The sequence below is a fragment of the Pseudomonas sp. Irchel s3a18 genome (assembly GCF_900187535.1).
Lineage (GTDB): Bacteria > Pseudomonadota > Gammaproteobacteria > Pseudomonadales > Pseudomonadaceae > Aquipseudomonas.
The window spans coordinates 189,997-202,140 of record NZ_FYDV01000003.1 but is presented as its reverse complement, the minus strand read 5'-3'; the positions used below and the strand labels follow the sequence as shown (position 1 = coordinate 202,140).

At 60.6% G+C, this 12,144-nt stretch carries 12 protein-coding genes; 11 read left to right on the top strand and 1 reads right to left on the bottom strand.

Annotation, left to right across the window (positions count from 1 at the left end; genetic code table 11):
- Positions 1–20 precede the first annotated feature (20 nt).
- Both CKW29_RS06070 and CKW29_RS06065 read left to right on the top strand, forming a co-directional pair.
- Positions 21–812 (top strand): CPBP family intramembrane glutamic endopeptidase, encoded by a 792-nt coding sequence (locus CKW29_RS06070; protein ID WP_095148086.1) that lies wholly within the window; start codon positions 21–23, stop codon positions 810–812.
- Between the two features lie 103 nt (positions 813–915).
- Positions 916–2,481 (top strand): PAS domain-containing methyl-accepting chemotaxis protein, encoded by a 1,566-nt coding sequence (locus tag CKW29_RS06065; protein ID WP_095148085.1) that lies wholly within the window; start codon positions 916–918, stop codon positions 2,479–2,481.
- Between the two features lie 64 nt (positions 2,482–2,545).
- Here CKW29_RS06065 and CKW29_RS06060 read toward each other — a convergent pair whose 3' ends face one another.
- Entirely contained in the window at positions 2,546–3,238 is a 693-nt protein-coding gene (locus tag CKW29_RS06060; protein WP_095148084.1) for an alpha/beta family hydrolase, read from the bottom strand.
- Between the two features lie 97 nt (positions 3,239–3,335).
- Here CKW29_RS06060 and ccoN (CKW29_RS06055) point away from each other — a divergent pair, with 97 nt between their 5' ends.
- The 9 genes from ccoN (CKW29_RS06055) (at position 3,336) to ccoG (ending at position 12,137) form a co-directional block, all read left to right on the top strand.
- The gene (ccoN, locus tag CKW29_RS06055; RefSeq protein WP_095143111.1) at positions 3,336–4,760 is read left to right on the top strand and encodes a cytochrome-c oxidase, cbb3-type subunit I; all 1,425 of its coding nucleotides are present in this window, start codon (positions 3,336–3,338) and stop codon (positions 4,758–4,760) included.
- A gap of 10 nt (positions 4,761–4,770) precedes the next feature.
- Positions 4,771–5,379: a cytochrome-c oxidase, cbb3-type subunit II gene (gene ccoO / locus CKW29_RS06050; RefSeq protein WP_095143110.1), complete on the top strand. Its 609-nt coding sequence runs from the start codon at positions 4,771–4,773 to the stop codon at positions 5,377–5,379.
- Positions 5,380–5,382: 3 nt separating this feature from the next.
- Positions 5,383–5,592: a cbb3-type cytochrome c oxidase subunit 3 gene (locus CKW29_RS06045; RefSeq protein ID WP_095082245.1), complete on the top strand. Its 210-nt coding sequence runs from the start codon at positions 5,383–5,385 to the stop codon at positions 5,590–5,592.
- Positions 5,589–6,539, top strand: a complete 951-nt coding sequence (gene ccoP / locus CKW29_RS06040) for a cytochrome-c oxidase, cbb3-type subunit III (protein WP_095148083.1) — start codon at positions 5,589–5,591, stop codon at positions 6,537–6,539. The genes CKW29_RS06045 and ccoP (CKW29_RS06040) overlap by 4 nt, the downstream gene beginning before the upstream one ends.
- Positions 6,540–7,071: 532 nt before the next feature.
- Positions 7,072–8,514: a cytochrome-c oxidase, cbb3-type subunit I gene (gene ccoN / locus CKW29_RS06035; protein ID WP_095143108.1), complete on the top strand. Its 1,443-nt coding sequence runs from the start codon at positions 7,072–7,074 to the stop codon at positions 8,512–8,514.
- On the top strand, positions 8,514–9,122 hold the full coding sequence (gene ccoO / locus CKW29_RS06030; RefSeq protein ID WP_095082242.1) for a cytochrome-c oxidase, cbb3-type subunit II: 609 nt from the start codon (positions 8,514–8,516) through the stop codon (positions 9,120–9,122). The genes ccoN (CKW29_RS06035) and ccoO (CKW29_RS06030) overlap by 1 nt, the downstream gene beginning before the upstream one ends.
- A 5-nt stretch (positions 9,123–9,127) precedes the next feature.
- Positions 9,128–9,313: a CcoQ/FixQ family Cbb3-type cytochrome c oxidase assembly chaperone gene (locus CKW29_RS06025; protein WP_003175465.1), complete on the top strand. Its 186-nt coding sequence runs from the start codon at positions 9,128–9,130 to the stop codon at positions 9,311–9,313.
- Complete coding sequence (gene ccoP, locus CKW29_RS06020; protein WP_095143107.1) at positions 9,310–10,287, top strand: cytochrome-c oxidase, cbb3-type subunit III; 978 nt, start codon at positions 9,310–9,312, stop codon at positions 10,285–10,287. Before CKW29_RS06025 ends, ccoP (CKW29_RS06020) begins: the two co-directional genes overlap by 4 nt.
- A 434-nt stretch (positions 10,288–10,721) precedes the next feature.
- Positions 10,722–12,137, top strand: a complete 1,416-nt coding sequence (ccoG, locus tag CKW29_RS06015) for a cytochrome c oxidase accessory protein CcoG (RefSeq protein ID WP_095148082.1) — start codon at positions 10,722–10,724, stop codon at positions 12,135–12,137.
- Positions 12,138–12,144: the final 7 nt, after the last annotated feature.

The following is a 12,144-nucleotide window of genomic DNA, read 5'->3' as shown; positions in this document are numbered from 1 at the left end:
TAGGCGCGTAAGGACTGCACATGCTTGCCTTGCCATGGACGTACCTGGCACTCCTCTCCATGGGTTACGGCATGGCGCTGGCCTATGGTCGACTCGGCGGGTTGGCCGTCATCTCCTTCAGCCTGTTGCTGTTCGCCGGTTATGCCGTACATCAGCGACAGGTGCTCATCGGTCGCTACCTGGGCCACGCCTTGTTCATCGTGATGACCCTGGCGCTGGCGCTGCACTGGCTGCCCGGTTTCTACAATGGCCGCGGGATCAACCCGCAGCGCTTCACGGACGACGCCGTCACCTTCGTCCTGTACCTGAATCTGGACAAGCCACTGATCGGCTTCTGGCTGTTGCTGGCCTGCCCGTGGATCCTCGGCCGGCGCTCGCTGCCCCAGGCCATTCGCGCCACAGCCGCGGCATTGATCTTGAGCGCAACGCTGGGTCTTGGCGGCGCACTGTTGCTGGGCATGATCAACTGGGCACCAAAATGGCCAGACCAGGCCTGGTTGTGGGTGCTCAACAATCTGTTGCTGGTGACCCTGGTCGAGGAAGCCCTGTTTCGTGGCTACATTCAAGGTGGCCTGAGCCGGCACTTCAAGCACCTGCCTTATGGCGAGCACCTGGCGTTGCTGCTCGCCTCGTTGTTGTTCGGCCTGGCGCACCTGGGCGCGGGCTGGCAGTGGGTGCTGCTCGCGGGCCTGGCCGGCGTCGGTTATGGCCTGGCCTACCGCTTCGGCGGACTGGCTGCTGCGATCGCCACGCATTTTGGCCTGAACCTGCTGCATTTCGGTCTGTTCAGCTACCCGATGCTCGCCCGCTGACGCATCGGTCGTTTTGCGACGCAGTGCCAACAATTGAAAAAAATTTTCAATAATTCGCCCGCCATGCCGACACCCTGTCAAAGCCTTGCGGATTGAAAAAGCCATGCGTAATAACCAGCCCATTACACAACGCGAACGGACCTTCCCGGCTCAGCAACGGTTGATTTCCACAACCGATGCCAAGGGCGTGATCACCTACTGCAACGACGCCTTCGTCGAGATCAGCGGGTTTTCTCGCGAGGAGCTGATCCGTGCACCGCACAACCTGGTCCGTCACCCTGACGTTCCGGCAGCGGTGTTCGCGCACATGTGGGGCACACTGAAACAAGGCTTGCCATGGATGGGCATTGTCAAGAATCGCTGCAAGACCGGTGACCACTACTGGGTGAACGCCTATGTCACACCGGTGTTCGACGGCAATCAGGTGGTCGGTTACGAGTCGGTGCGGGTCAAGCCCACCGCCGAACAGATCCGCCGCGCCGAAGCGCTCTATCAACGCATCAACCAGGGCAAGTCGGCTATCCCTAAACGCGACACATGGCTGCCGGTGTTGCAGGACTGGCTTCCGTTCATTCTGGTCAGCCAGTTGAGCTTCATGATCGGCGCCACGCTGAACTCGCAATGGGGCTTTGCCCTGGCCGCCGGCCTTTGCGTGCCGCTGGGTCTGCTGGGGCTGAGCTGGCAACAACGCGGCATCAAGCGCCTGCTGCGCCTGGCCGAACAGACCACCTCCGACCCGCTGATCGCCCAGATGTACACCGACAGCCGCGGCGCCCAGGCGCGCCTGGAGATGTCGATCCTCAGCCAGGAAGCTCGCCTCAGGACCTGCCTGACCCGTCTGCAGGACACCGCCGAGCACCTGACCGATCAGGCGCGCCAGTCCGATACCCTGGCACACAACAGTTCCAGCGGCCTGGAGCGCCAGCGCGTCGAAACCGAACAAGTGGCCACTGCCGTCAACCAGATGGCCGCGACCACCCAGGAAGTTGCCAGCCACGTGCAGCGCACGGCGGACGCCACCCAGGAAGCCAACCGCCTGACCGGGCGCGGGCGTGACATCGCCGGCGAAACCCGCGACGCCATCCAGCGCCTGTCGGCGGTGGTGGGAGAGACCGGCCTCACCGTCACCCAACTGGCCAAGGACAGCGACGAAATCGGTGGCGTGGTCGATGTGATCAAAGGCATTGCCGACCAGACCAACCTGCTGGCCTTGAACGCCGCCATCGAAGCGGCTCGCGCCGGCGAGATGGGACGTGGCTTTGCGGTAGTGGCCGACGAAGTTCGACAACTGGCACAACGCACCGCTGAATCGACCGGGCAGATCCACAACCTGATCGCCAAGCTCCAGCAAACCGCCAGCACCGCGGTACAGACCATGGAAGCCGGGCACCGTCAGGCTGAAGAAGGTGTGGCACGGGTCCTGGAAGCAGACCAGGCGCTGGTCGGCATCAGTGAAGCGGTGGCCAACATCACCGACATGACCACCCAGATCGCCGCCGCGACTGAAGAGCAGAGCGCGGTTGCCGAAGAGATCAGCCGTAACATCAGCAACATTTCCCAACTGGCCGACCACACCTCGGAACAGGCACAGAGCTCGGCACTGTTGAGTGAAGAGCTGACCAGGACAGCGAATACCCAGTACTCGCTGGTGGAACGGTTTAACCGCTAGGCCTGTCACCCCCCAAAGGTTGTGTCCAACCTTTGGGGGTCAGTTCAGAGCGTGGGAACGATCATCACAAACCCTGTAAAAAACCTGCGACCTTCGCAGCCGCCGCTTCCAAATGCTGCTCATGGCTAAACCCCGAAGCCTTCAACGGCTTCAAGTCATGATCCCCCGCCACCAGCCACATCAGCTCGATGTTCGGCGACAGTGTGTAGCCTTCCACCGCCTGGCGGTTGCCCAGCGCATCCCGCTCCCCCTGCACAATCAAGGTCGGGGTCTTGAGCTCGGCCAGATGCTCCACCCGGGGTTTCTCCGGCTTGCCCACCGCATAGAACGGATAGCCCAGGCACACCAGCCCGTCCGCGCCCAATTCATCGGCCAGCAGGCTGGCCATCCGCCCGCCCATGGACTTGCCACCGATCGCCAGACGCCCAGTGACATGGCGTCGCACCACGGCATACACCTCGCGCCAACACTCCAGCAGTTTCGGTGCAGGGTTGGGTGGGCGCTTGCCGCCGTCGATACGTCGCTGGGCCATGTACGGGAACTCGAAGCGCAGTACGTTGACGCCACGGGCAGCAAGGCGCGCAGCGATGTCAGTCATGAAATCGCTGCCCATCGGCGCGCCCGCGCCATGGGCCAGGATCAGGGTCGGCGCCGCGTCCGGCAGCGGTCCGCAGGCGCGATTCCACAGCCATCCCTGCTCTCGCACACACTGCGCCCATTGATCCCCGTCAATACTGGCCCCGTGCTCTTTGTCCATGCTTGCCTCGCTTTTAATCTGCCTATAACTCCAGGCGAAGGGAGCGTCATCGCCTTGCGCGGACGCTTCACTTCGGCTGAACCGTGGATGGGGAACCATGAACACTTCTTTAAGTACCGCCTATAACTACAAGGTGGTCCGCCAATTCGCCATTATGACGGTGGTGTGGGGCATCGTCGGCATGGGGCTCGGGGTTTTTCTCGCAGCTCAATTGGTCTGGCCCGAACTGAACTTCGATTTACCCTGGACCAGCTTCGGTCGCTTGCGCCCGCTGCACACCAACGCGGTGATCTTCGCCTTTGGCGGCTGCGCCCTGTTTGCCGCCTCGTTCTACTCCGTGCAACGCACCTGCCAGACCCAGCTGTTCGCGCCGAAAATCGCGGCGTTCACCTTCTGGGGCTGGCAACTGGTGATCGTACTGGCGGCCATCACCCTGCCGCTGGGCTACACCAGCTCCAAGGAGTACGCCGAGCTGGAATGGCCGATCGATATCCTGATCACCATTGTCTGGGTTGCCTACGCCATCGTGTTCTTCGGCACGCTGATCAAGCGCAAGACCAAGCACATCTACGTCGGTAACTGGTTCTTCGGTGCCTTCATCATCACCGTCGCCATCCTGCACATCGTCAACAATGCCGAACTGCCGGTGAGCCTGACCAAGTCCTACTCCGCCTACGCCGGTGCAACCGATGCGATGGTGCAGTGGTGGTACGGCCACAACGCGGTCGGTTTCTTCCTGACCGCAGGCTTCCTGGGGATGATGTACTACTTCGTGCCGAAACAGGCCGAGCGCCCGGTGTACTCCTATCGCCTGTCGATCGTGCACTTCTGGGCACTGATCACCCTGTACATCTGGGCCGGCCCTCACCACCTGCACTACACCGCCCTGCCGGACTGGGCCCAGTCCCTGGGCATGGTGATGTCGCTGATTCTGCTGGCACCAAGCTGGGGCGGCATGATCAACGGCATGATGACCCTATCGGGTGCCTGGCATAAGCTGCGCAGCGACCCGATCCTGCGCTTTTTGGTGGTGTCCCTGGCGTTCTACGGCATGTCGACCTTCGAAGGCCCGATGATGGCCATCAAGACCGTCAACGCCCTCTCCCACTACACCGACTGGACCATCGGCCACGTACACGCCGGCGCCCTGGGCTGGGTAGCGATGATTTCCATCGGCGCGCTGTACCACATGATCCCGAAAATCTTCGGCCGCCAGCAGATGCACAGCCTCGGCCTGATCAACGCGCACTTCTGGCTCGCCACCATCGGCACCGTGCTCTACATCGCGTCGATGTGGGTCAACGGCATCGCCCAGGGCCTGATGTGGCGCGCGATCAACGAAGACGGCACGCTGACCTACTCCTTCGTCGAAACCCTGGTGGCCAGCCACCCTGGCTTCATCGTGCGGCTGGTGGGTGGCGCTATCTTCCTGAGCGGCATGTTCCTGATGGCCTACAACACCTGGCGCACCGTGCGTGAGGCACAACCAGCCGAAATCGCCGCCGCAGCGCAGATGGCCTGAGGAGTCCGCCATGAAACACGAAACGATTGAGAAAAACGTCGGCCTGCTCCTGCTGCTGATGGTGTTTGCGGTGAGCATCGGCGGTCTGACCCAGATCGTCCCGCTGTTCTTCCAGGACGTCACCAACAAGCCGGTCGCCGGCATGAAACCCTATACCGCCCTGCAACTGGAAGGCCGTGACATCTACATCCGCGAGGGTTGCGTACAGTGCCACTCGCAGATGGTCCGCCCGTTCCGCGCCGAGACCGAGCGCTACGGCCACTACTCGGTGGCCGGTGAAAGCGTCTGGGATCACCCGTTCCTGTGGGGTTCCAAGCGCACCGGTCCGGACCTGGCCCGTGTCGGCGGCCGCTACTCCGATGACTGGCACCGCGCGCACCTGTACAACCCGCGCAACGTGGTACCGGAATCGAAGATGCCCGCCTACCCGTGGCTGGTCACCCAGCCGGTGGACAGCAGCAACACCGAAACCAAGATCAAGGTCATGCGCACCCTTGGCGTTCCGTACACCGACGAAGACATCGCAGGCTCAGTCGCGACCCTCAAGGGCAAGACCGAGATGGACGCACTGGTCTCCTACCTGCAAGTGCTGGGCACTGCGATCAAGAGCAAGAGGTGAGCCATGGGTTTTGAACTCGATACAGGAATGATCCGCGGCCTGGGTACGCTGGTGGTGATGATCGCCTTCATCGGCCTGTCGCTGTGGGTGTTCAACAGCAAACGCAATCCGGAGTTCGCCCAGGCACGGCTGCTGCCGTTCGCCGACGAGCCGCTGATTCAACCAGATGACGCTCACTCTCAAGAGCCTGCAACAAGGAGCATTCGGCCATGACGACCTTCTGGAGTACGTGGATCTGCGTACTGACCATCGGCAGCCTGATCGGCCTGACCTGGCTGTTGATCGGCACCCGCAAGGGCGAAACCAAGGGCAGTGTCGACCAGACCATGGGCCATGCCTTCGACGGCATCGAGGAATACGACAATCCATTGCCACAATGGTGGTTCCTGTTGTTCGCCGGCACCCTGGTGTTTGCCGTCGGCTACCTGATCCTCTATCCGGGCCTGGGTAACTGGAAAGGCATCTTGCCCGGTTACGAGAACGGCTGGACGGGCGCCCACGAGTGGGAAAAGGAAATGGCCAAGGCCGACGCGAAGTTCGGGCCGATCTTCGCCAAGTTTGCAGCCATGCCCGTGGAAGAAGTGGCAAAAGACCCACAAGCACTGAAAATGGGCGGTCGCCTGTTCGCCTCCAACTGCTCGGTGTGCCACGGTTCGGACGCCAAGGGTGCGTTCGGCTTCCCTAACCTGGCCGACAGCGCCTGGCGCTGGGGCGGCAGTGCCGAAGCCATCAAGACCACCATCATGGGTGGCCGGATGGCAGCGATGCCAGCCTGGGGTGAAGTGCTGGGCGATGCAGGGGTGAAAAACGTCGCGGCATATGTTCGTCACGAACTGGCCGGCCTGCCGCTGCCGGCAGACAGCGGCGCCGACCTTGTCGCCGGACAGCAAGCGTTCAGCACCACTTGCGTAGCGTGTCACGGGGCAAAAGGCCAGGGCATGGAAATGATGGGCGCGCCCAACCTGACACAACCGGCGGCGTTCATCTACGGCACTAGCCTGGCCCAGCTGCAACAGACCATTCGCCATGGTCGCCAGGGGCACATGCCGGCGCAGAACGAACTGCTGGGCAACGACAAGGTGCAACTGCTGGCCGCTTATGTGTATAGCCTGAGCGCCAAGCCTCAAGCTACAAGCGAGAGCAGTGACAGCAAGCGGTAAGCTACAAGCCGCAAGTAAAAGCAAAAGCAAAAGCAAAAGCAAAAGCTGCGAGCGACAAGACCCCCTCTTGAAGCTTGCAGCTTGAAGCTTGCAGCTGCCCCTTTGCGACCCATTGTCGCACCCCGCGCACCCCCTCCTTTCGATTCTCTGAATTCACGTCTAAGCTTGCTCCGAAGCGGACTGGCAACAGCCGGTCACAGGTCAACCGTACCGGATGCGTTCGACGAATCTGTTCGATGACAGGCCGCAAAGGCTGGTAGTTACCGGCTGTCGCGCAAGTTGCCGTCTGTCACCTGCGCGCTTCGTTTGAACACGCCCAGTTACAACCGACCCGACCCCCCTCGCCTTTTTCGTCCGCCGAGACATTTTGCCCCCAGGCAATTTTGTCCCTACGCGGCGCATGGAAAGGCCGCAGAATCAGCTTTTGAAAGCATTGACCCAGGTCATGGCGCGTTGCAATGACCCCCCGCTTTCTCCATACTTGCGGCCGATTTTTATCCCTAATAAAACACCCAAACCGTGGAACCTTAGAATGAGCACAGCAATCAGTCCGACTGCTTATAACTATAAGGTAGTCCGCCAGTTCGCCATCATGACGGTGGTCTGGGGGATCCTTGGCATGGGGCTCGGTGTCTTCATCGCCTCGCAACTGGTCTGGCCGGAGTTGAACTTCGACCTGCCGTGGACGAGCTTTGGACGCCTGCGCCCACTGCACACCAACCTGGTGATTTTCGCCTTCGGTGGATGTGCATTGTTTGCCACTTCTTATTACGTCGTGCAGCGAACCTGCCAAACGCGACTGATTTCCGACAGCCTCGCGGCCTTCACCTTCTGGGGCTGGCAAGCGGTGATTGTCGGTGCAGGCATCTCCTTGCCATTGGGTTACACCACCAGCAAGGAATACGCCGAACTGGAATGGCCTATTGCCATTCTGCTGGCCATCGTCTGGGTCACCTACGGTCTGGTGTTCTTCGGCACCATCGTCAAGCGCAAGACCAAGCACATCTATGTGGGCAACTGGTTCTACGGTGCCTTCATCGTCGTGACGGCGATGCTGCACATCGTCAACCACGCCTCCCTGCCGGTCAGCTTCTTCAAGTCCTACTCGGCCTACGCCGGTGCGACCGATGCCATGATCCAGTGGTGGTACGGCCACAACGCGGTAGGTTTCTTCCTGACCACCGGCTTCCTGGGGATGATGTACTACTTCGTGCCTAAACAGGCCGAGCGTCCGATCTACTCCTATCGCCTGTCGATCGTGCACTTCTGGGCACTGATCACCCTGTACATCTGGGCCGGTCCTCACCACCTGCACTACACCGCACTGCCGGACTGGGCTCAGTCCCTGGGCATGGCGATGTCGATCATCCTGCTGGCACCGAGCTGGGGCGGCATGATCAACGGCATGATGACCCTGTCGGGCGCCTGGCATAAGCTGCGCACCGACCCGATCCTGCGTTTCCTGGTCGTATCCCTGGCGTTCTACGGCATGTCGACCTTCGAAGGCCCGATGATGGCCATCAAGACCGTCAACTCGCTGTCTCACTACACTGACTGGACCATCGGCCACGTACACGCCGGTGCCTTGGGCTGGGTAGCGATGATCTCGATCGGCGCGATCTACCACATGATCCCGAAACTGTTCGGTCGCCAGCAGATGCACAGCACCGGCCTGATCAACACCCACTTCTGGCTCGCGACCATCGGTACCGTGCTCTACATCGCCTCGATGTGGGTAAACGGCATCACTCAGGGCCTGATGTGGCGTGCAATCAACGACGACGGCACCCTGACCTACTCGTTCGTTGAAGCGCTGCAAGCCAGCCACCCGGGCTTCATCGTCCGCGCCCTGGGCGGTGCATTCTTCGCCACCGGCATGCTGTTCATGGCCTACAACGTATTCCGTACCGTACGCGCCTCGAACCCGGCTGAAGCCAAAGCCGCCGAACAGATTGCCGTAGTTGGAGCTCACTGATGAAGCATGAAGCAGTCGAGAAGAATATTGGCCTGCTGGCCTTCTTCATGGTCATCGCCGTCAGCATTGGCGGCCTGACCCAGATCGTTCCGCTGTTTTTCCAGGACGTCACCAATAAGCCGGTCGAGGGCATGAAACCTCGTACCGCCCTTGAACTGGAAGGCCGTGACATCTATATCGCCAACGGTTGTGTCGGCTGCCACTCGCAGATGATCCGTCCGTTCCGCGCTGAAACCGAACGTTACGGCCACTACTCGGTAGCCGGTGAAAGCGTTTGGGACCACCCGTTCCTGTGGGGTTCCAAGCGTACCGGTCCGGACCTGGCCCGCGTAGGCGGTCGTTACTCCGATGACTGGCAGCGTGCGCACTTGTACAACCCGCGCAACGTTGTACCCGAGTCGAAAATGCCGGGTTACCCGTTCCTCGTGGAAAACAAGCTCGACGGCAAAGACACCGCGAAGAAAATGGAAGTCTTGCGCACGCTCGGCGTCCCTTACACCGACGAAGACATCGCCGGTGCAAAAGACGCAGTGAAGGGCAAAACCGAAATGGACGCGCTGGTGGCCTATCTGCAAGGCCTGGGCACCATCATCAAAAGCAAACGGTGATTTAGATGGATATCGGGATGATTCGTGGCCTGGGCACCGTTGTCGTGATGGTTGCCTTTATCGGTCTGGCCCTGTGGGTGTTCAGCCCCAAGCGCAAGTCCGAGTTTGAAGACGCGACCTTGCTGCCTTTCGCGGATGATCCCGAAGCCATCAAGCACGTCGAGCAAGCTTCTAGGAGTAACAAAGAATGACTACGTTCTGGAGTCTGTACGTCACAGTCCTCAGTCTGGGTACCATCTTCGCCCTGACCTGGCTGTTGCTGTCGACCCGCAAGGGCCAGCGCAGCGAACAGACAGATGAGAAGGTTGGCCACTCCTTCGACGGGATCGAGGAGTACGACAACCCGCTGCCGAAATGGTGGTTCATGCTGTTCGTCGGCACCATCGTCTTCGCCCTCGGCTATCTGGTCCTGTACCCGGGCCTGGGCAACTGGAAAGGTCTGCTGCCAGGTTACGCCTACCTGGATAACGACAAGAAAACCGAGTTCGCCAACGGCCAGTCTGGCTGGACCGGTGTTCACGAGTGGGAAAAGGAAATGGCCAAGTCGGACGCCAAGTTCGGTCCGATCTTCGCCAAGTTCGCCGCCATGCCGATTGAAGAAGTCGCCAAGGACCCGCAAGCCCTGAAGATGGGTGGCCGCCTGTTCGCCTCCAACTGCTCGGTCTGCCACGGCTCCGACGCCAAGGGCGCTTATGGCTTCCCTAACCTGACCGACGCCGACTGGCGCTGGGGCGGCGCACCGCAAGACATCAAGGCCACCATCATGGCCGGTCGTCACGCGGTAATGCCAGCCTGGGCCGACGTGATCGGCGAGCAAGGCGTCAGCGACGTGGCTGCATTTGTCCTGACCAACCTCGATGGCCGCAAACTGCCAGAAGGCGCGAAAGCCGATCCGGCTGCCGGCCAGAAGCTGTTCGCCACCAACTGCGCGGTCTGCCACGGTCCGGAAGGCAAAGGTACCCCGGCAATGGGCGCACCTAACCTGACCCACCCGGCAGCGTTCATCTACGGTTCGAGCTTCGCTCAACTGCAGCAGACCATCCGTTACGGCCGTCAGGGCCAGATGCCTGCGCAAGAGCAAATGCAGGGTAACGACAAGGTTCACCTGCTGGCCGCTTACGTCTACAGCCTGTCTCACGGTGAGAAGGCAGCGGACGCCGAGTAAGGCAAACGCTTGAAGCAGTAAAAAACGGCCCCGCCAATGAGAATTGGCGGGGCCGTTTGCATTTCCCGGTTATTTGAATACGCCGTACCGGTGGGCGGGATTCCCCGGGAGGCGGCAACCCTCCTTGACGCCAGCGCATCATCGGAGTGAACTACGCAAGTAACCGGTGTGCCGCGCCAGCCCGCTGCATACCCCTCCCCGAACCAGATCATGCGCAGGCAGCCAAGGAAAAAGGGGAATCGGCTATAGTCAATTGACCTGCATCACGATTTGTTACATTTGCTACACCATCCAGGTTTTTTCCCCAACGCGACCAAAGGTCGCACCCTTGAACTAGAGCGACAGGCGTATCATTGCGCCACTGTTACAGCCCTTTTTGACCGCGGTCGGCACGTACTGACCGCGGCATTTTTCCACTGCCGTGGGATGCAATGATGAGCAACCAGATTCCGGTACACGACGTCACCCCGCCCACCAAGAACGCGAACAACAGCGTCGACCTTTACGCCTCCAGAGAGAAAATCTACACCCGCGCCTTCACCGGCCTGTTCCGTAACCTGCGGATGATGGGCGGTGCCGGGTTGTTCCTGCTGTATTTCGGTACGGTGTGGCTCAACTGGGGCGGCCACCAGGCTGTCTGGTGGAACCTGCCGGAGCGCAAGTTCTTCATCTTCGGTGCCACCTTCTGGCCACAGGATTTCATCCTGCTGTCGGGCCTGCTGATCATCTCCGCCTTTGGCCTGTTCTTCATTACCGTGTACGCCGGGCGCGTCTGGTGCGGTTATACCTGCCCGCAGAGCGTCTGGACCTGGATTTTCATGTGGTGCGAGAAGGTCACCGAAGGCGACCGCAACCAACGCATCAAGCTCGACAAGGCGCCGATGAGCGCCAACAAATTCCTGCGCAAATTCAGCAAGCACACGATGTGGCTGCTGATCGGCTTCGTCACCGGCATGACCTTTGTCGGTTACTTCTCGCCGATTCGTGAGCTGGTGATCGAGTTTTTCACCGGGCAAGCCGATGGCTGGTCCTACTTCTGGGTGGGTTTCTTCACCCTCGCCACCTATGGCAACGCCGGCTGGCTGCGCGAGCAAGTGTGCATCTACATGTGCCCCTACGCACGCTTCCAGAGCGTGATGTTCGACAAGGACACCCTGATCGTCTCCTACGACCCGCGCCGTGGCGAAAGCCGTGGTCCGCGCAAGAAAGGCGCTGACTACAAGGCCCTGGGGCTGGGCGACTGCATCGATTGCACCATGTGCGTCCAGGTCTGCCCGACCGGCATCGACATCCGCGACGGCCTGCAGATCGAATGCATTGGCTGCGCGGCCTGCATCGACGCCTGCGACAGCATCATGGACAAGATGGAGTACCCTCGCGGCCTGATCAGCTACACCACCGAGCACAACCTGTCCGGGCAAAAAACCCATAAACTGCGTCCGCGCCTGATCGGTTACGCCCTGGTGTTGCTGGCCATGATCAGCCTGCTGGTCACCGCGTTCTTCATGCGCTCGCTGGTGGGTTTCGACGTCAGCAAGGACCGCGTGCTGTACCGCGAAAACGCCGAAGGCCGGATCGAGAACGTCTACAGCCTCAAAATCATGAACAAGGACCAGCACGACCATACCTACGTGCTGGACGCCGCCGGCCTGCCCGACCTCAAGCTGCAAGGCAAGCGTGAGATCAAGGTAGCCGCGGGTGATATTTTCAGCATGCCGGTCGAGTTGTCGAGCGCACCGGACCAACTGCCGTCGAGCACCAACGAGGTGAAATTCATCCTCAAGGATGCCGATGACGACAGCGTCCACGTTGAAGCCAAGAGCCGATTCATCGGCCCACAAATTCGTTGAGAGAAGT

Bases quoted from the DNA above. Each gene is read 5' to 3' on its own strand.
- ccoP (WP_095143107.1), top strand. From the start codon at position 9,310: ATGACTACGTTCTGGAGTCTGTACGTCACAGTCCTCAGTCTGGGTACC.
- ccoP (WP_095148083.1), top strand. From the start codon at position 5,589: ATGACGACCTTCTGGAGTACGTGGATCTGCGTACTGACCATCGGCAGC.
- CKW29_RS06060 (WP_095148084.1), bottom strand. From the start codon at position 3,238: ATGGACAAAGAGCACGGGGCCAGTATTGACGGGGATCAATGGGCGCAG.
- CKW29_RS06025 (WP_003175465.1), top strand. From the start codon at position 9,128: ATGGATATCGGGATGATTCGTGGCCTGGGCACCGTTGTCGTGATGGTT.
- ccoO (WP_095082242.1), top strand. From the start codon at position 8,514: ATGAAGCATGAAGCAGTCGAGAAGAATATTGGCCTGCTGGCCTTCTTC.
- CKW29_RS06065 (WP_095148085.1), top strand. From the start codon at position 916: ATGCGTAATAACCAGCCCATTACACAACGCGAACGGACCTTCCCGGCT.
- CKW29_RS06045 (WP_095082245.1), top strand. From the start codon at position 5,383: ATGGGTTTTGAACTCGATACAGGAATGATCCGCGGCCTGGGTACGCTG.
- ccoN (WP_095143108.1), top strand. From the start codon at position 7,072: ATGAGCACAGCAATCAGTCCGACTGCTTATAACTATAAGGTAGTCCGC.
- ccoN (WP_095143111.1), top strand. From the start codon at position 3,336: ATGAACACTTCTTTAAGTACCGCCTATAACTACAAGGTGGTCCGCCAA.
- CKW29_RS06070 (WP_095148086.1), top strand. From the start codon at position 21: ATGCTTGCCTTGCCATGGACGTACCTGGCACTCCTCTCCATGGGTTAC.
- ccoO (WP_095143110.1), top strand. From the start codon at position 4,771: ATGAAACACGAAACGATTGAGAAAAACGTCGGCCTGCTCCTGCTGCTG.
- ccoG (WP_095148082.1), top strand. From the start codon at position 10,722: ATGAGCAACCAGATTCCGGTACACGACGTCACCCCGCCCACCAAGAAC.